Raw genomic sequence first — 18,518 nt, 5'->3', positions numbered from 1 at the left:
TCAGAGTTCGGCTGGATCGGGCTAGGCGAGGATGGCAACTAAGCTCGCTTACTGCTTACGGAGGTATCGAAATGCAGAGCGACGAGATCAAGAAAGGTTACCAGAGGGCATGGCACAGGTCGCTGCTCAAGGCGAACGGCTACACTGATGAGGAGTTGTCGCGCCCGCTAGTGGGCGTTGCCAACTCGCAGAACGAGATAGTGCCAGGCCACCAGCATCTGGATCAGATCGCGGAGGCCGTCAAGTCAGGGATACGGATGGCTGGCGGAACCCCGGTGGAGTTTCCGGTGATCGCCGTCTGCGACGGTCTGGCCATGGGACATGGCGGCATGAGGTATCCTCTGCCCAGCAGGGAGCACATCGCCGATTCCGTTGAGATCATGGCCTGTGCTCACCAGCTAGACGCCCTCGTGCTCATACCCAACTGCGACAAGGTTGTGCCCGGAATGCTGATGGCTGCGGCCAGGCTCGACATCCCGTCGATAATGATCAGCGGGGGCCCGATGCTTGCGGGCAGGCTGTGCGGTGAGGATATCGACGTGAGCAGAGTGGGCGAAGCTCAAGGAATGTATGCAGCCGGGCGAATTGACGACGAGGGGCTTCGAGAATACGAGAACAGAGGCTGTCCGACTGTTGGATCGTGCGCTGGGATGTTCACCGCTAACACCATGAACTGCGTCACCGAGGCGCTGGGAATGGGCCTGCCGGGCAATGGGACCATTCCGGCTGTGTATGCAGAGAGGATCCGTCTTGCCAAAACCGCAGGCATGAGAATAATGGACCTGCTGCGCACGGGTGTGAAGCCTTCGTCCATAATGACCCGAGATGCGTTTGAGAACGCCATCGCCGTGGACATGGCTCTTGGCGGTTCCACCAATACGGTCTTGCATCTTCCGGCTATCGCTCACGAACTGGGCTTGCACGTCGACCTCGACCTGTTCGACGAACTCAGCGAGAAGACTCCACACCTGTGCAACATGAGCCCTGCTGGATCGCATCACCTTCAGGACCTGTATGAAGCCGGGGGCGTGCCGGCGGTCATGAAGGAGCTCTCTCAACTAGGCCTCATACATGAGGACGCGCAGACCGTGCTCGGGGTGAGCATCGGAGGCATCCTGGGGAACGCTCAGGTTCGGCGGCCCGACGTGATCAGGCCAGTGGATAATCCCTATCATGCCCAGGGCGGAATCGCTGTGCTCAGAGGGAATCTGGCTCCCGAGTGCGCCGTGGTCAAGCGGAGTGCAGTGGCGCGCGAAGCGTGGCATCACAAAGGGCCAGCCAGGGTGTTCGACTCGGAAGAGGCGGCTGAGGAGGCCATCTTCGGACACAAGATCAACAAAGGAGACGTTGTTGTGATCCGCTACGAGGGGCCAATGGGAGGGCCTGGAATGCGGGAGATGCAGATGGCGACGGCCGCGCTGGTAGGACTGGGCCTGGGCCGGGACGTGGCCTTGATTACGGACGGTCGGTTTTCCGGCGCCACCAGAGGCATCGCCATCGGCCATATATCGCCTGAGGCCATGGCGGGCGGCCCAATAGCGGTAGTGCAGGAGGGCGACATCATCGAGATCGACATTCCGGAGAAGAAGCTCAATGTGCTCGTGCCGGATGAGGAACTTCGCGACAGACTGGATGCCTGGAGACCTCCTGCGCCCAAGGTGAAGAAAGGCTACCTGAGCGTGTATTCAAGACTAGCTACATCCGCTAGCACCGGGGCGGTGTTTCGAGGACAGAACTAGTACTGAGGGGAAGTGGACAATCATGGACACCAACGGTAACAGGGAGAAATGCATCCAGAGGGCAAGAGAGCTTGCCGTGGAGTACCAGACCACCCTGGTCGGCTGTGCGCATTGCTCCTTTGCAGCTGCAGTTGATGCGCTGCGCGAGTTCGGCATGGAACTCGCAACTCCGGAACTGGAAGACACCATGTTCAGAGGGCTCGTCGGATTGACCGCGGGAGTCGGGAATATGAATACTGGAACCTGCGGCGCTGTCACCGGAGCATCGTTCGCAGTTAGCTTGGCATGCAACATCACTAGAGAAGTAACCGAACAGCAGGGCAAGGGGCTGCGATGGATCGCTTACTACAACGTGGCCGATGGTGTGGCCAACAGATTCATCGAGAAGTACGGCTCGATTGTCTGTCGCGACATGCAGCTCAAGATATTCGGCATGGCGTTCGATTCTCGAGTTCCTGGCAGGAACAAGGAGCTTTTTGGATGCGCGAGCAAGCACAATTGCCAGACGCCCGGGGCGTGCACTATCGCCAACGGAGCCGGATGGGCCACCGAGCGCATATGGGACATGGTGCACAATCCTCAGGATCTCACCTGGGTCATAGATGAGCACGAGAAGTAGAAGTCGCACACCAAGAATCGCCGAGCAAGCCGAGAGAGAGGGAGATCGACGTGGCTGATAAAGAGAGATGCATGCGGCGCGCAAGGGAACTCGCAGCGCAGTACACTACCAAGTACTGGGGTTGCGCACAATCCAGCTTCAGCGCCACATTGGACGCCCTCAGGGAAGAGGGCGTAGAGCTGGTCTCTAAAGAAGAGCAGGACGAGATATTCAAGGGGCTTATCGGATTATCCGGCGGAACCGGAAACCTGGGCGGGGGCACATGCGGCGCCCTGGCCGGTACGGCTTTCGCGATCAGCCTTGCTTCCGGGATAGGTCGTCAGGAGCAGCTGGAGGACAAGATGAACCGTTGGATCGCGTTCGACAACGTTGCGGAGACCATCGGCAAACAGTTCATGCATGAGTATGGCGGACTGCGGTGCCGCGACGTGACATGGAATCGGTGGGGCAAGTGGTGGGACTCGTGGAACCCGGTTGCCAAGGCCGAATTCGCCAAAGAGGAAAAGGCCAGGGGATGCCTGTGCAAGGATAGATGCACTATTGCTCTAGCAGCGAGCTGGACTGTAGGGTATATACTGGATATACTGGATAACCCGAGGACTCTAGAGCAGATGAAAGCGCTGCACGGCTAGTCAGATTCAGGCCGGCGATATTCATGCCGGGGCCGTTCTGGGCGAGCGGGGAACCTGCCTGTCGAGGGAAGGTCCCCGCCGCCAGGAGACACGCTCCATCCAGAGGCTAGTGTCTACAGTGCGAAGTCTCACTGCGAAAAGGCGAAGGTCCACAAAGGGAAGGTTTGCTATGAGAATAGTGGTTATAGGCGGAGGCGCCGGAGGGGCCAGCGCCGCTGTGAAGGCGCGAAGGATAAGCGAAGACGCGGAAGTCGTGATATACGACAGGGGACCGCACCTTTCCTACGCCAACTGCGGGCTCCCATTCTTTCTAGGAGGCGAGATAGAGAAGCGTGAGGATCTGTTTGTCGTTCCATTCTCACGTTTCGACGGTTGGTTCAACATCGATGCCCGCCCACTGCATAGCATTGAGGGAATCGACAGGAAGAAGCGGACGCTCACTGTACGCGACGTTCAGAGCGGGCAAGTATTCACGGAGAACTACGACCGTCTTGTCTTAGCTACCGGAAGCCGGCCTGTAGTGCCGAATATCGAGGGACTGCATGACGGCTTGCGCAACGTCTTCACTCTCTCAACCGTGCCAGACGTAGATGCGGCGTGCGCATGCCTGCGAGAAGACGAACCGCAGCAGGCTCTGGTCATTGGCGGAGGATTCATCGGGCTCGAAGTCGCAGAAGCTCTTACGGCGCGAGGCATCGCGGTGACACTGGTAGAGCGGCTCCCTCAGGTGATGCCAGTTGTCGATGCTGAGTTCTCCAACAGGTTGATAGAAGAACTCGACAGGCTGGGAGTCAGAGTGATATTGGGCGACACCGTGGTCGGACTGGATTTGGACGGCGACCGCGTAACCGGCGCTGCGCTGGGAAGCGGTGTTAGGGTGCCGTGCTCGCTTGTGCTGGCAGCGACGGGCATGAGGCCTGATGCGAGACTGGCTGTCGGAGCAGGCCTTGAAATGGGCAGGGCTGGCGGAATCGCAGTAAACGATAGAATGCAGACCAGCGACTCTGACATATACGCAGCCGGAGACTGTGTTGAGAGCGAGGAACTGCTCACCGGCAGGCGCGTTCTGAGCATGCTCGCCGGTCCCGCTAACAAGCAGGGAAGGGTGGCCGGCGCCAACGCGGCTGGCGCTGATTACGTCTTCCGCGGGGTTCTGGGAACGTGCATAGTGCGCGTCGGGCGGACGGTAGTGGCAAAGACAGGCCTTTCCGAGCACGACGCAGAAATAGCGAGCATTCCGCATTTCGTGTCGGATAACTACGCGCGCGACCATGCCGGATACTACCCGGGCAGTACGGAGCTTCACATAAAGCTGACGGTCGAGTCGAACACAGGCCGTCTGCTAGGAGCGCAGGTAGCCGGAGAGGCTGGGGTGGACAAGCGGATAGACGTGTTCGCGACGGCGATATATGCTGGCCTGACAGTGTTTGACCTGGAGCAGTTGGACCTTGCCTACGCGCCTCAGTTTTCGTCCGCCAAAGGCCCTGAGATCATGGCAGGGATGGCGGCAAGCAATATCGTAAGAGACGAAGTGCGCAACATCACTTCATCTCGTCTTGCGGAGATTCTTCACGACCCAGCTCTGCAGCTGGTGGATGTAAGGACCGATGAGGAGGCCCGCCGAGGGATGATACCGGGGGCGGTGCATATGCCTCTGCATGAGCTCCGGCGCAGGCTCGGAGAACTTGACCCTGCGCGGCCAACGGTCGTGTACTGTAGGACGGGCATTAGGTCGTATATCGCGTCGCGTATTCTAACCCAACGCGGCTTCGCCGATGTGAGAAACCTGAGCGGAGCCTGGCTTTCATGGATTATCAGCAACCGGGAGACGAACTGATTCCTCTTCCGGACTGGCGTCACGGAGGGTACAGCAGTGGGCGGTCGGGGAAAACAAGACAACATTGTCCAATCAGTCATGCGCGCTGTGGATATACTTGAGGCACTGGAACGCAGCAAGGGCGAGTTTGGAGTGAGTGATCTGTCACGAGAACTCGGCCTGCACAAGAGCACTGTGTACGGGATTCTGAATACACTTGCACAGCGTGGTCTGGTCGAGCAGGTCACTTCTACCGGGAAATACCGGTTGGGCATTCGTCTGTTCGAAATGGGCCACCGAATCATAGAAGAAATGGACTTCCAGTCCCTGGCCGCCCCCATTATGGAATCCCTCGTGGAGAAGTACCAGGAAACCTGCCACCTCGTGGTGCGAAACGGACCCGATGTGGTGTATGTAGAGAAGAGAGAGTCGGCCCGGTCGGTGCGGATAGCCTCGAAAGTGGGAACCAGGCTCCCATGTTACTGCACAGGGGTTGGCAAGGCGCTTCTCGCCGAGATGACGGATGATGAAGTCGAAGAGTTGTACAAAGGGAAGCAGCTGAAGGCATTCACTAGCAGCACCATGACCGACATGGGGCTCCTCAGGGAGGAGCTGCGGAAGATCCGGAAACAGGGCTACGCGGAGGACTACGGGGAGTTCGATGAGAGCGTGATGTGTGTGTCAGCTGTAGTCACGAATCATACCGGGCGTCCCGTCGCAGCTATCAGCATTTCCGGGCCTTCGTCGCGCATGGATGAGGCAAGGATGCGAGAGATGGCTCTCGCAGTCAAAGAGGCGGCGGAACGACTCTCGAGACAACTGGGCGGTCGCGGTTGACCTGGCCTGTGAAGGCAGCAGGCAGCAAGCGGCGGGCAGTATGAAAGGAACGAGGAGGAAGTCCGGAATGGATGGTCTGGATCATGAGGGCATTTCCTGCTGTGCAGGACTGGGTCAGGAGATGATCCGGGATCTGTCAACACGGCTGATCGAGGCTGAACTGCAGCGCCGGCCGATTGCGCAGATTACTGTGGGCTTGCCTGAAATGACTATTGATGACGCATATGCGGTTCAAACAGAGACGATTCACAGGAAGACACAGTCGGGAGACAGGATAGTGGGCAAGAAAATCGGGTTGACGAGCAAGCCGATGCAGGCGCTTCTTGGCGTCTGCCAGCCTGACTACGGCATCCTGCTGAGTTCCATGGTAGTAGACGAGTTCGAATCCGTCGACTCATCCGAGCTGATACAGCCCAAGGCCGAGGGTGAGATAGCATTCGTCCTTCAGACGGATCTTCATGGCCCTGGCGTCACGGCGTACGATGTTCTGCGGGCGACGGACGCTGTGATAGCCTGCATCGAGATTGTCGATTCGAGGATAGAGAACTGGAAGATACGCATTCAGGACACTGTGGCCGACAACGCATCCAGCGCCCGCCTGGTGCTGGGCGGCAGGCTAGTCAGTGTTCGAGATCTCGACTTACGACTGACGGGGATGGTGCTGCGCAAGAACGGCGAGATCATGTCGACGGGCGCCGGCGCTGCTGTGCTCGGCCATCCGGCATCGGCAGTAGCCTGGCTCGCCAACCAGCTGGGCCAGTTCGGCGTGGGCCTCAAGGCTGGCGAGGTGGTGCTCTCAGGGGCCATCACCGCTGCAGTGCCTGTGTCGCCTGGAGACGCCGTGTGCGCCGAGTTTGGTCATTTGGGAACCGTAACGGCGCGCTTCCGTTAGCCGAGATGTCTTTGGGAGGCTAAGGTTTTGGACAGAGTAGGAGTCGCTATTGTCGGCCCCGGCAACATCGGGACCGATCTCATGTATAAGATTCTTCGAAGCAAACGCATGGAGTTGCGCATGATGTCGGGGATTATCCCCACGTCAGAGGGTCTCAGGCGCGCTGGGCAGCTCGGCATCAAGACTACGTCGGATGGGATTGGACCTATTCTGGAGGACCCCGAAATCGCGATCGTGTTTGACGCTACGAGCGCAAAGGTGCATCTGGCTCACGCTCCGCTGCTAGAACGCGCGGGCAAGCTCGCTGTGGATCTTACGCCCGCATCCGTCGGTCCATACGTGGTCCCGGCGGTTAACGCGGAAGCGCATCTGAACACTCACAACATGAACATGGTCACCTGCGGAGGCCAGGCTACGGTTCCGATTGTGGCGGCGATAAACCGGGCCTCCCGGGTGAAGTATGCCGAGATAGTCGCAACAATAGCAAGCAAGAGCGCTGGCCCAGGCACCAGGCAGAACATCGATGAGTTCACTGAAACCACCGCCAGGGCGCTTTGCGCTGTTGGCGGAGCCGAAAAGGGCAAGGCCATAATCATCCTGAACCCGGCCGAGCCGCCCATCATAATGCGAGACACGGTCTATGCTATTGTGGATGAACCTGACGGTGAGCGGATCGTCGCTTCAGTGCGCGAGATGGTCAAGACGGTGCAGTCTTATGTCCCGGGATACCGTCTCAAGTTCGATCCTCTAGTTGAGGAGGACAGGGTCACCGTTATGGTCGAGGTGGTCGGGGCGGGGGACTATCTCCCCAAATACTCCGGGAACCTCGACATAATGACCGCTGCGGCCTGCGCTGTGGGAGAGAGGCTGGCAGCGAACCTCCTGAAGAAGGGAGACTGCAAGGCATGACGATGCGCAAGCGAATTCATATAGTCGACACAACTCTGCGAGACGGGATGCACGCCGTGAGCCACCAGTTCACGCCGGACCAGGCCCGGCGCGTAGCGACCGCGCTCGACGCCGCGAAGGTGGAGATGATCGAGGTGAGCCACGGAGACGGGCTCGGAGGGTCATCGGTGCAGTACGGGTTTGCTGCGGCGTCAGACGAGGAATACCTGAAGGCTGTTGCCGGAGTCATCAGCAATTCCCAACTTGCGGTGCTTTTGCTGCCCGGCATAGGTACTCAGGAAGACCTCAAGATGGCCAGGGATCATGGGGCCGTTGCGGTGAGAGTAGCTACGCACGCGACCGAGGCAGACATAAGCGAGCAGCACATCAAGCTCGCACGGGACCTGGGCATGCGGTCGGTCGGTTTCCTGATGATGAGCCACATGGTCTCGCCTGAGAAGCTGCTGGAGCAGGCGAAGCTGATGGAGAGCTACGGGGCCGAGATCGTCTATATCGCGGATTCCGCCGGCGCCATGATGCCAGATGACGTGCGGGCGCGAGTGGGATTGGTGAAGGAGAATCTCGGCGTGGACGTCGGGTTCCACGCACACAACAATCTCATGCTGGCGATCGGAAATACGCTGGCTGCGATCGAATCCGGAGCCACATACGTTGATGCTACCCTGCGCGGGCTGGGCGGAGGGGCGGGCAACGCTCCAACCGAAGTGCTGGCGGGAGTGCTCGACAGAGCCGGGTACGACACTGGAGTAGATTTCTATAAGGCAATGGACGCAGCAGAGCAAGTTGTGGAACCGCTCATGCAGCGCCCTCAGCAGGTATCCAACGCCAGCCTGATGCTGGGGTACGCCGGAGTGTACTCGAGCTTCCTGCTCCACACCCATCGGGCGGCTAAGAGATTCGGGGTCGACCCCCGGGATATCCTTGCGGAACTCGGACGGCGCAAGATAGTCGGAGGGCAGGAAGACACGATTATCGATGTGGCGTATGAGCTCTCCAGAGCCTCCGGAAGGTGATCTTTGAGATAGGGCGGGCTTCGTGGGTAATCCGGCGACAGGCATAATCCACTGACACTGCGGCAACATGATTCGGTAGAGTGCTGTGCCGTGTGGTAAGGATGGAGTGACAGCAATGCCGGAACCGTCTGGGAAGCTACTCCGACAGGGTGCACGCTGCGTAGCCCCGGGGAGGATTTGGTGAAGCCCTGAGTGTTCTCAAACCGCATCTGACGAGCGACGAGCCACACCCGTTCGCCAGGGGCCTAGCTGCCCGAGCGCTAGCGGCGTTGGGCCGGGCGGATAACGCACCGCTCTCTCCCTGTCGAAACGCCACGCCGATCCAAGGGTGGACCGTCTTGATCCACCCCCTGGTCACTCTTCTTGCGGCCTTCGCGTTTTGCTGGACTGCAGTTGACCAACTACGTCATTAGGACGTGTTTTGATGGCGTGTCGAGCCATCCTGAGCCCCGACTCCCCCGTTCTGGCAGCAGTCTCTTCGCGATATGGAGGTCGCCGACGGGTGAGCGACGCTGGGTGGATACTTTCGGTCCAGCTTCTGTTCTTTGGCGGAGTGACATTGACCACCCGCTGGATCAGTTCGGACCATCTCTCCGGTCGCGCCATCAAGCAGGGCTGTGCGCCTCGCGCCTCTGGGCGCCATGCGTGAGCGTGTGCCTCGCGTTTCCGAGCACATAGCGCGGGAGAGCATCTGGAGCGCATTCAGTGAAAGCTCGAGGCATTTTCTGCTTGCGCATCGGGAGAATGCCGTGGTATACTTGCACAGTAAGGCCTGCGGGGCCGACTGGCATCGGGCGCTGCAGCCGCATAGGGTTTGAGGTTGTGCCGAAGTGGTGGAATTGGCAGACGCGCTAGATTCAGGGTCTAGTGTCCGCAAGGACGTGCGGGTTCAAATCCCGCCTTCGGCACCATGAATGATGAATTGGGCCCCTGAGCTGGGCCGATAGATATGGGCAGCACTTGGTAGTGTCCGAGTGCTGCCCATATCCGCGTTTTGCCCGCTGGAATGCATATTGCATCCCACATTCAGCACTCGGACGCCCATCTTCGGCGCCCTTGACGGGATAGGGACGAAAGTTCTTCCACTCGAACACAGAGTCCGAGCTTTCTCCCGGATTCGCACGCGCCGCATACCCAACACGGTATCCAGGTGCAAGCTGAACGCGGAGCGACCAGGTTTTCGCGGGAGATGGGCGCTTCTGACCCAGGTTGACCGCCACAACGCATGCCTACGGGGGATTTCGGACCCTGCGACGCCCCAGAAGCGCTCCCGGCGACCTCTCTTCGCCGAATTTGTGGCATAGCCGCGCCTACTTTGGCCAATTTGAGCCAACTCAAGCCGGCATATACCCCCCGTTCCGCGCGATTCACCACGAACATGAGCCGAGCTGATCCGGTTTCGACCACCTTGCGGAATAGCCTGGGTCAGATCCTTACACCTTCGCGGAAAACCTCACGGAAACGCGCTCGGGCCGGCTCGCGATGCGGTTCACGTGTGCCTCGACTGCGGGAACCGGACCGTCAATGTCGACGAAATGGACACTGACCCCGTGGTCAATGTCGAATTGAGTGGCATTGAGCGCGCGACGATGCCGGTTTGGTCGGCATTGACCGCCTGCGAGACCGGAATCTCATGAACCGCAGACTCGTTTCCGCGTCTATAAGCGACGAGCAGATGAGCGACGGGCGGGATGATTGTGTTCACGGGTGATCCCGGTGTAAGCTTCGGGATAGGCTACAGCCAAGCCCAAGAAAGGTAAGCCGATATGCGTCATTTGCAGACTGTTCGCAGGGCCGTCGATACCGCTGATCGCACATCGGCGCTGGGGTCTTCAAGGGCTCGGACCAGGGCAGGCGCGGCCTTCCTTGCCTCTGCGCCAATCCTTCCCAATGCCCACGCAGACGCGCGCCTCACATCGGCGTCGGGGTCTTCGAGCGCTCTGGCCAATGATTCCCAGGCCGTGCCCGCTTTTGTGCCCATGCGCCCGAGGGTCCAGGCTACGGCGCTCCTAACATGAGCATCTGGGCTGTTCATCGCGTCGGACAGGGCCGGGACGGCTGCCCGGCCTAACCGTTCCAGAGCATCAAGCGCGTTCTTCCTTGCGGCTTCAGTGTCTCTCAAAGCGTTCACCAGAGTTGGCAGCGGGTCACTGGCGCGGGCCCCGCCTCCGTCGATTATACCCTGCGTGGCACGGCGCACATCTTCGTCTCGGTCCTGGCTCAGCAGACAGAGCAGCGTAGATGCTTGGGCGCCGAAGCATCTGAGCGCGTGCGCGGCAGCGGCACGGACGCGTGGGCTTGCATCCTGTGCTGCCTGTGCAAGAGCGATCAGCGCTGGAGGGGATGAGCCGTCGTGTGGCTGTAAGTCGGTGAGCCGTTCATCCTGAGCAGGACCGATGAGGCCCAGCGCGGCAACTGCATTGAGCCGAACGGTCTCATTCCTGCTCTCTAGTGCAGTGCTCAAACGTGGGACTGCGGAGTATCCCATCCTCCCAAGGGCGCCAGTCGCGGAAGACTGCACAGCGTGATCCCCATCACCCAGCAGCTGCGTCAAGCAGTGACTGGCGGACGGCCCCACCGCAGCGAGCGCTTCCACTATTGCCATCCGGTCTTCCGCCCTAGCTTCTCTCAGACCGCGGGAGAGCTCTGGTACAGCGGGAGCGCCGATTTCGGCCAAAGTGCGCGTAATGAACTCCCTGGACTGGCCGTGGGATCTCGCGAGAGCCCGCACCAAGCCAGGGACAGAAGCCTCACCGATATCGCTCAAGGCCTTGGCTGCCGCCTCTAGCACGCCGGCAGATTCCTCGTTCTCCAACACCTGCACGAGTGTGCTGATCGCCATAGGTCCCCGCAGGCGACCGAGCATCCGAACGGCGTTCCGCCGTTCCTCGCAGTCGTTGTCGGTGAGCATCCTGAGCAAACGCGAAAGGCCTTGATCTGCGGAATCCATACTCAGCTGATTCCTCCCACATGGGTGACTGACAGGATGGTTCTACTCGCGAATGCGGATACCTCCGATCTCCTTCAAATGGGAAGCAGGAGGACGGAAGTCCCAGCCCCCTGAGTGAAACGTACGATGCTCCCGCCCAGTCCTGCGCATATGTCGTGTTGTGCTCGCCTACCGTTGCACCAACAGCCTGAACACCTGCCCCACGAAACCCCCGCTGTTCGATACGATGCACAGATACAGCCCGTTGGCCAGGGGAGAACCTCCTGAGGAGGTGAGATCCCATGCCACGTGATTGCCTATCGCAGGTAAGGCGCATGTGAACACCGATCGTCCAGTGATGTCGTACACGGTCAGCGTGGAATCGCAGGTCAGTGAGTAGTACACGTTCAAGGCCGACCCGGCGGGGTTAGGTCCGAATCGGACTTCACTCACAGATGGGTCGGGCGGATCTCCAGCCTTGGCGCCGATGCAGATCACGAATGCGGCGCTCGTCTCGCCGCTGTTCACAGGGCGGACCCTCACTGTCCAGGTTCCGCAGGCAGCATCGGGGACCTCAAGCACCAGCGTCTCCTGGCCATCTCCTCGCGCTCGGCCCGATGAGGCGATGACGCCGTCGGGGCGGCAGAGGGAGATCATGATCGGACCAGATTCCGACGCTGCAGTGAGCACGAGCGCTCCTCCGGTCGCATGCCTGATCTCATATTCCATTTCGTTGCCTGAAGCGGCGGAATCGATGATCTTGTCCACTACCGCGAATTTCCTGGCCTCGATAGCGCCCTTGGCGTCGTTTGCCTCTCTGCCGGTGGTCGTGGCCAAGAGGTTCCACAATTCCAGACGCTCCATGGCAGAATTCGCCGCGGTGCTGTGCGAGAGCCCCAGCGCCTCGCCGGAATTCGTGGGAGCGTTTGCGACCAGCTGGGCGCTGTAGTGGATGGAGCTATAGACCACGGCGCCATTCCCGTACGTGAAACTCGCCACGAGGGGCCTATTCTGAAGGACCTCGACGCTCCTGGGCGTCGCTTGGACGACAGACGCGTGTGATGCTCCGCTGAACCGCGGCGGATTCGTCGCATCCACCTGCACATCTCCGCGCAGCATGACACCGCCCTCCTGCGCTGCACTCTTCATGACCGCCCAGTAGCCGAGGTCCAGCTGCAGGGTAATGGGGTCCGAGCCCATGTAGCGGGCGAGGGCCGGATCTTGTGGGTTGGCCGCGACTGTCTGACCTGCTACTCCGATTCGTGGGTCGGCGCCGAGGAACTCGATCTGCCCTGGAAACGCCGAGGTTATCACTGGGTAAGCCCAGTCCGAAACGTACAGCTCGCCGCCATTGCTGACGAAGCTGCGCAGTGTGCTTGCCATCCGGGCGGTGACGGTGAGATCGTCGGTGCAGTTGATCAGCACCGTGCCGAACACGCTTAGGAGGTTGGGATCCTCGAGCTTGTTATAGTCCTTGCGGATGTCGAAGTAGTCACTGCCCTGCGCACGCAGCACGAGACCCATGTCGTCGTAGGACGCCCCTGTGACGGCGTAGCGGCAGAGGAGGTCTGCAGCCATGTCACTTCCCGCATCGCCTATGTTGGACACCGAGACGCCTGTTGACCTTTCGTCATACCACCGGCTGTCGGGGTAGTCGAAGAACGAGAAAGAGCGATTGTTGGTGGATCCTGGGTACAAATCTCCAGCATCACCCCGGTTTTTCTTGTGGTCGAGGTCGTTGCGACCGTCCGCTTCCTCGAGATCGACGAGCTTATGCTGCTCATCGTTATTGTCGGTCTTGCTTTCGTCCACATGCCATATGGCGAGGCCTGAACCGGGAAGGCCGGCATCGAAACCGGTTCTGAATCGGTTTTCCACCAGGAAGTACTCTCCAGATCCTCCGTTCCCCCAGGTCCAATCAGCGGGGCCGCCAGGGTTTGGAAGCAGGAGCGCCACATTGTCGGAGTAGGCGGCCGCACCGAAATGCCAATCTCGCTGCCCCCGGTTAAGCAGGACTGGGTTCACCCAGCCGAGCCGCCACTTGCACCAAGCAGACATGTGGGCCGGCGTGTCCCCCGGTTGAGATGTGCGGTTCCAGTTCCCACCCGCCATTAGGCACCAGTCTCCTACACCTTCCGAACTCGAGTCTGTGTCGTACAGATCTGGCAGTCCGAGCGCATGGCCGAACTCGTGGGCGAATACGCCCATGGTTGTCATGCCAGTCGCGGTGCGCTCAGGCTGGATCGCATAGCTGTCTATCCAAACACCATCTGCGTACACAACGCCAACCCCAGCGCCTAATAGAGACCATTGATGGGACCAAATGTCGCTCCGATTGCCGCTCTCCTCAGCTCCTTGGCCTTGGTGGACTATCATCACAGTGGGGACTACCCCACTCGTGGCGTAATCGGAGAAATCAATGTAGGGATCAGCTGCAAGGATAGCTTCCCTGACCAGCGCCGCTCCTCGTTCCATACCGATGTTGCGCCCATAGTAATCATGGTTCTGAGACGATGTGAACCAGCCTTGCACGCCCGCTGGACCGCTTGACACGGTGAAACGACCGTACGACACTTCCCTGTAGTAGTCCTTGAAGCTTCCCGGGCCTGTAGCTATGCTCGGATGGTCTCCGAACAGAAGGTCCTCAAAATCGGATGCTTGGTGCGTGTGCGCGCGATCCTTGAACTCAATGAGGATCACCGGCACATTCGCAGTGCCGCTTGGCCGGACAACGCTCGCATCGGCGTTCGGATCGCGCACATCAGCTTTGCGGATCTTGCTGCTATCCGGGCGGATATGCACCTCGAGGGATGCGATGGGAGATTCTATCCCCACACTAAGCCCCGATGGCTCAATAGCCCCGGTTGAGGATTGGCGGGCGTAGTGCCAATACTCAGTTGCCTCGTCCTGCATGATGGTATATCCATCAACGGTCTCCCAGCCGTGCAGCCATTCGTCGCCCCATTGGCGCGCTTCGAAGGAGATGCCGCTAGGCTGGCTGAGAGTGTGGACGATATCAGGCGCTGGCGCCGCCAAAACAGAGCCAGACACCAGCAGAATGGCAACCATCGCCGCCCCACACGCTACGAACGCCTTGAACATATGCCGTGTCATTGTGCATCACCCCCTGGTGTTGGAAACAGGGACCCAGAGAGACCGACTGCACCCCCGCCAGTCACTGGCGATGCACTGAAGTTCGCATTCGTTGTGGCGCCGGTGAGCGCGATGGATCCGGGCGCGAAGGTCCAGCCGAGCTTCGAGGGCGTGACAGTCACGAACCCGTACAGCCTCGATTTGGACCACCATCCGGCAGAGTCGGTCTGCGTCCTGCCGAACCCACCGGTGAAGGTGAACGATACTCCGATTAGTCCTGCACCGCCCTGGCTCTGGGTAACTCGACCCGACACGCTGTACGTTGTCGGCGCCGGCTGAGATGTGAAATTCACGTTGCTCGCAGCCTGACTCACTATTGTGGTCTGGGGAGTGAACACCAGACCCGATTTGGCTGGCGTCGCGGTCACATTGCCCAATATTGGCCCTGAGCTCCAATATCCGGCAGCGTTGGTCTTCACTGTTCCGAATCCGCCGCCTAGGAAGATGAGGACATTGACCTCGCCGACGTCGCCCTGGGAGTCTGTAACGCGCCCGGACACCGAATATGTGACTGGAATCTCAGTGCCCTGGAAGTCCACATCGCTGGCAGCGCCAGACACTGACCTTGTGGGCGGCGCAAAGGTCCAGCCCTGCTTGGAGGGGGTGATGGTGACCGAGCCCGAGAGCCCGGACTTCGTCCAGTACCCACTTGCATCGGTGGTGGCAGTGCCGAAGCCGCCGCTGAAGCTAAGGACGACGCCGTTGAGGCCGGCGTCGCCCTGGGAGTCTGTAACGCGCCCGGACACCGAATAGGATGAGATGATAGGGCCTGAACTGCACCCCGATTGCAGGATTGCAGTGACAAGGACAGCGGCGAGGATTAGGGCCCTCCGCGGAACGCTTGACTGGTGACCACGCAACGCACACATCCTCCTTCCACGGGAACAGATAGGTATCTATTGGTCATCTCATGGGAAATCCCTTCTTTGGGAGGTCACAGAATCCAATGCCCGCGGCGAACTGCAAGCAGCGCCGTGGGCATGATCACTCTGGGCAGGGGATGTGCGTCTGTGTTCAACTCGGCGTCGAGTGTGGCTGAGCATTCACGTGATCCGCCCCGAAGAGGGCCTTCGCTCGCTCGATGGCCAGGGACTCTACGGTGTCCATGAACTCGCACCCGCCATGGCGCCTCTTGCCCGGGTATCCTTCAGCATACTTGTTCGTTAGAATCGACCCCTGCACAGCGAGGATCGCGGGCGGAACGAGGTTCTCCGATGCGATGAGGCATCGTGTTGTCCTGACGGGAGAGCTCCCCGTCGATTGCGGCGGAGAGCTCGGGATCAATGTGACTGATGTTCAGCATGTGGCGTTTGCCGCCTTTCGCTTGCCTAGGTAGGCGGTCTGGATCAACTCGTTCTCAAGCAGTTGTTTTCCCGGCCCGGACAGTGCGATCTTCCCGTTTTCCAGCACATAGCCAACATCAGCTATGTTGAGCGCCCCGAAAGCATTCTGCTCGATCAGGAGGATCGTTGTGCCTTCTGCGTGGAGCGTTGCGATCACCTGGAAAATCTCATCAGTGAGAACGGGCGCGAGTCCGAGTGATGGCTCATCCAGCATAAGGAGTTTCGGGTGCGACATCAGCGCGCGTCCAACCGCCAGCATCTGCTGCTCTCCGCCTGACAGAGTGCCGCCTCGCTGGGTCTGTCGCTCTTTGAGCCTGGGGAACAGCCTGAACACGCGTTCGAGATCCTTCGCTATGCCTTCTCGGTCATTCCGTCCATAGCTCCCAAGAGCCAGGTTCTCCCCGACTGTGAGGTTGGGGAAGATCTTTCTGCCCTCTGGCGACATAGTAAGCCCGGATTTGATGATCTGGTGGGTGGGCGTTCTCGTGATGTCGTGGCCCATGAACCTGATCGTACCAGTCTTCGATTTCACTATTCCAGCCACGGCCCGCAGTGTGCTGCTCTTGCCGGCGCCATTCGCACCCACGAGCGTCACAATCTGCCCGTCTTCTACTGTCAGCGACACGTCCTTTACGGCGTGAATCCCGCCGTAGTACACATTGAGATTAGATACTTCCAGCATGTTGATATCCGACCCCCAAGTATGCTTCGATTACACGTGGGTTGGTCTGGATCTCCATGGGGTTGCCCATGGCTATGGTCTCACCATGGTCGAGCACTGCCATCCGTTCGCATATCTCCATTACGACGCTCATGTCATGTTCGATCAGGAGGATAGTCAGAGAGAATCTACTCCGGATGTCCTGTATGAAAATGCACAAGTCCTGGCTCTCCTGGGGATTCATCCCCGCTGCCGGCTCATCGAGAAGGAGAACCCGCGGCTTGGTGGCCAGCGCGCGGGCGATCTCCACGCGCCGCTGCTCTCCGTAGGGGAGGCTTCCAGCGGCAGCATCCCGGTACCCTGCAAGTCCGAGTGAGCGGAGAAGCTCGAACGACTCCCTGTAGAGCGCACTCTCCTCGCGCTGGTACCCGGGAGTCCTCAGGATAGCGCTGGCAAGCGATGACCGCAGCTTTGCCCTGTGGCCGATGAGGACGTTGTCGATGACACTCAACGACTTCATTAGGCGGATGTTCTGGAACGTTCTTGCGATGCCCGCCTTGCACACCCGGTCGGGCCGCCACCCGGTGATGTCGCGGTCTGCAAGCAGCACCCGTCCTGAGGTTGGCGCATACACCCCCGTGACCATGTTGAACACGGTGGTTTTCCCTGCGCCGTTCGGGCCTATGAGGCCGACCAACTCCTTCGCGTCAAGTGCAAGCGAGAAGTCGTGAACTGCGGTCAAACCCCCGAACTGCATCGTCACATGATCTATTGCCAATTCTGACATGGTCGATCCAGTCTCCTTCTGCTTCTTCTCGCCCTAGTTTGCGGATTTGTCGCGTGAGGCGCCTCCGCCTCTGCGCCGCTCGAATAGACGGATGATCGGATCCCAGGAGAACTCCCTGCCTCCGAACAGCCCCTTCTGGTAGAAGAGGATGATCACCAGCAGGACCAGTGAGAAGACTACCATCCGGAGCCCTGGGATCTCAGGCACTGCCAACGGGCCAAGGCGCCAACTGGCCTCGATTGGACGCAGGGCCTCAAGAAGCACCGTGTACAGAACAGAGGCAATGACGGATCCGGTTATGCTCCCGAGCCCGCCCGCGACGACGATGATGAGGATGTTGAAAGTGAGCATGAAGTTGAAGGTCTTCGGGTCGATCGTGGTGATGAGGCTGCCCAACAGCGCGCCGCCGATTCCAGCGAAGAACGAGCCGACGACATATGCCACCGTCTTGTGGTAGGTTAGGTTCACGCCCATGATCTCGGCCGCCACCTCATCCTCCTTAACTGCGAGCAGGCTCTTTCCATACATCGAATTCACGAGCCTGGATACGACCCATATGGTGACGATCGCCCAGCCCCATGTCCACCATAGGCTCTTCGCGAAGTTCGGGATCCCCTTAAGCCCCAAGGCCCCGTTGGTTATTGATGGTATGTTATTCCCGACCACCCGTATGATCTCGGCGAATCCCAGGGTGGCTATGCCGAGATAGTCTCCTCGGAGCCGAAGGACTGGAAGCCCGATCAGGGAGGCGAGAAGCGCGGCCGCAACGCCGCCGCCGATCACAGATATCAGAGGCGGCAGGCAGATTGCGTTGAATGGCCAAACAAGCGGAGTTAGGAGGAATATCGATTCCTTGGTGGCTGTCGGCAGGGTCAGAAGAGCGCACACATAGGCGCCCACTGCCATGAATCCGGCGTGGCCCAGCGAGAACAGGCCTGTGAATCCGAAGATCAGGTTGAGGCTCACCGCCAGGATGGCATTGATGCCAGCGAGGCTGAGAATGCGCAGCTGGTAGCCTGATAGCGCGCCATTGAGCCAGTAGAGCAGGGCAAAGATGACGACCAGGCCTGCAAGGGTCAGAACCAGTTTCGTCCTATTGCGCTGCCCGTTTTGCTCGCTCGGGTCAACGAGAATGGAATTGCTGCCGTCTCTTCCTGGCGACGTTGCGGGTATCGATCCATTTCCCAT

14 protein-coding genes, 1 tRNA gene and 1 pseudogene are annotated in these 18,518 nt (G+C 59.6%); 9 read left to right on the top strand and 7 right to left on the bottom strand.

The window, feature by feature from the left end:
- Window positions 1–71: 71 nt before the first annotated feature.
- The 9 genes from ilvD to VB144_02160 all read left to right on the top strand — a co-directional run bounded on the left by ilvD (window position 72) and on the right by VB144_02160 (window position 9,368).
- Window positions 72–1,739 (top strand): dihydroxy-acid dehydratase, encoded by a 1,668-nt coding sequence (ilvD, locus tag VB144_02200; GenBank protein ID MEA4882468.1) that lies wholly within the window; start codon window positions 72–74, stop codon window positions 1,737–1,739.
- A gap of 22 nt (window positions 1,740–1,761) precedes the next feature.
- The gene (locus VB144_02195) at window positions 1,762–2,358 is read left to right on the top strand and encodes a C-GCAxxG-C-C family protein (GenBank protein MEA4882467.1); all 597 of its coding nucleotides are present in this window, start codon (window positions 1,762–1,764) and stop codon (window positions 2,356–2,358) included.
- Window positions 2,359–2,408: 50 nt separating this feature from the next.
- Complete coding sequence (locus tag VB144_02190; protein MEA4882466.1) at window positions 2,409–2,990, top strand: C-GCAxxG-C-C family (seleno)protein; 582 nt, start codon at window positions 2,409–2,411, stop codon at window positions 2,988–2,990.
- Between the two features lie 169 nt (window positions 2,991–3,159).
- A complete protein-coding gene (locus tag VB144_02185; GenBank protein ID MEA4882465.1) occupies window positions 3,160–4,827 on the top strand; it encodes an FAD-dependent oxidoreductase in 1,668 nt (555 codons plus the stop codon).
- Window positions 4,828–4,863: 36 nt separating this feature from the next.
- Window positions 4,864–5,643 carry an IclR family transcriptional regulator gene (locus tag VB144_02180; protein ID MEA4882464.1) on the top strand — a complete coding sequence of 260 codons (780 nt, stop codon included), beginning with the start codon at window positions 4,864–4,866 and terminating at the stop codon, window positions 5,641–5,643.
- A 121-nt stretch (window positions 5,644–5,764) separates the two neighbouring features.
- Window positions 5,765–6,535 (top strand): fumarylacetoacetate hydrolase family protein, encoded by a 771-nt coding sequence (locus VB144_02175; protein ID MEA4882463.1) that lies wholly within the window; start codon window positions 5,765–5,767, stop codon window positions 6,533–6,535.
- 27 nt (window positions 6,536–6,562) lie between these two features.
- Window positions 6,563–7,444, top strand: a complete 882-nt coding sequence (locus VB144_02170) for an acetaldehyde dehydrogenase (acetylating) (protein ID MEA4882462.1) — start codon at window positions 6,563–6,565, stop codon at window positions 7,442–7,444.
- Complete coding sequence (dmpG, locus tag VB144_02165; GenBank protein MEA4882461.1) at window positions 7,441–8,457, top strand: 4-hydroxy-2-oxovalerate aldolase; 1,017 nt, start codon at window positions 7,441–7,443, stop codon at window positions 8,455–8,457. Before VB144_02170 ends, dmpG begins: the two co-directional genes overlap by 4 nt.
- 824 nt (window positions 8,458–9,281) lie before the next feature.
- Window positions 9,282–9,368: transfer RNA gene (locus tag VB144_02160), tRNA-Leu, on the top strand.
- 860 nt (window positions 9,369–10,228) lie between these two features.
- Here the strand turns inward: VB144_02160 and VB144_02155 are convergent.
- From VB144_02155 to VB144_02125, 7 genes and pseudogenes are all read right to left on the bottom strand, one after another.
- Entirely contained in the window at window positions 10,229–11,407 is a 1,179-nt protein-coding gene (locus VB144_02155) for a HEAT repeat domain-containing protein (protein ID MEA4882460.1), read from the bottom strand.
- Between the two features lie 168 nt (window positions 11,408–11,575).
- Entirely contained in the window at window positions 11,576–14,500 is a 2,925-nt protein-coding gene (locus tag VB144_02150) for a M6 family metalloprotease domain-containing protein (protein ID MEA4882459.1), read from the bottom strand.
- Window positions 14,497–15,399: a hypothetical protein gene (locus VB144_02145; protein ID MEA4882458.1), complete on the bottom strand. Its 903-nt coding sequence runs from the start codon at window positions 15,397–15,399 to the stop codon at window positions 14,497–14,499. Before VB144_02145 ends, VB144_02150 begins: the two co-directional genes overlap by 4 nt.
- A gap of 166 nt (window positions 15,400–15,565) precedes the next feature.
- A pseudogene (gene glyA, locus VB144_02140) lies at window positions 15,566–15,842 on the bottom strand (serine hydroxymethyltransferase).
- Complete coding sequence (locus tag VB144_02135) at window positions 15,836–16,564, bottom strand: ABC transporter ATP-binding protein (GenBank protein MEA4882457.1); 729 nt, start codon at window positions 16,562–16,564, stop codon at window positions 15,836–15,838. Before VB144_02135 ends, glyA begins: the two are co-directional and overlap by 7 nt.
- Complete coding sequence (locus VB144_02130) at window positions 16,548–17,330, bottom strand: ABC transporter ATP-binding protein (GenBank protein ID MEA4882456.1); 783 nt, start codon at window positions 17,328–17,330, stop codon at window positions 16,548–16,550. The genes VB144_02135 and VB144_02130 overlap by 17 nt, the downstream gene beginning before the upstream one ends.
- 33 nt (window positions 17,331–17,363) lie before the next feature.
- The gene (locus VB144_02125) at window positions 17,364–18,518 is read right to left on the bottom strand and encodes a branched-chain amino acid ABC transporter permease (protein MEA4882455.1); all 1,155 of its coding nucleotides are present in this window, start codon (window positions 18,516–18,518) and stop codon (window positions 17,364–17,366) included.

The sequence above is a fragment of the Clostridia bacterium genome (assembly GCA_034926675.1).
Classification (GTDB): domain Bacteria; phylum Bacillota; class DTU025; order DTU025; family DTU025; genus JAYFQW01.
The sequence above is the reverse complement of the archived record's forward strand: the minus strand, read 5'-3'. Positions and strand labels throughout refer to the sequence as shown.

Bases quoted from the DNA above. Each gene is read 5' to 3' on its own strand.
- dmpG (MEA4882461.1), top strand. From the start codon at position 7,441: ATGACGATGCGCAAGCGAATTCATATAGTCGACACAACTCTGCGAGAC.
- VB144_02175 (MEA4882463.1), top strand. From the start codon at position 5,765: ATGATCCGGGATCTGTCAACACGGCTGATCGAGGCTGAACTGCAGCGC.
- VB144_02125 (MEA4882455.1), bottom strand. From the start codon at position 18,518: ATGGGAAATGGATCGATACCCGCAACGTCGCCAGGAAGAGACGGCAGC.
- VB144_02195 (MEA4882467.1), top strand. From the start codon at position 1,762: ATGGACACCAACGGTAACAGGGAGAAATGCATCCAGAGGGCAAGAGAG.
- ilvD (MEA4882468.1), top strand. From the start codon at position 72: ATGCAGAGCGACGAGATCAAGAAAGGTTACCAGAGGGCATGGCACAGG.
- VB144_02185 (MEA4882465.1), top strand. From the start codon at position 3,160: ATGAGAATAGTGGTTATAGGCGGAGGCGCCGGAGGGGCCAGCGCCGCT.
- VB144_02155 (MEA4882460.1), bottom strand. From the start codon at position 11,407: ATGGATTCCGCAGATCAAGGCCTTTCGCGTTTGCTCAGGATGCTCACC.
- VB144_02150 (MEA4882459.1), bottom strand. From the start codon at position 14,500: ATGACACGGCATATGTTCAAGGCGTTCGTAGCGTGTGGGGCGGCGATG.
- VB144_02135 (MEA4882457.1), bottom strand. From the start codon at position 16,564: ATGCTGGAAGTATCTAATCTCAATGTGTACTACGGCGGGATTCACGCC.
- VB144_02130 (MEA4882456.1), bottom strand. From the start codon at position 17,330: ATGTCAGAATTGGCAATAGATCATGTGACGATGCAGTTCGGGGGTTTG.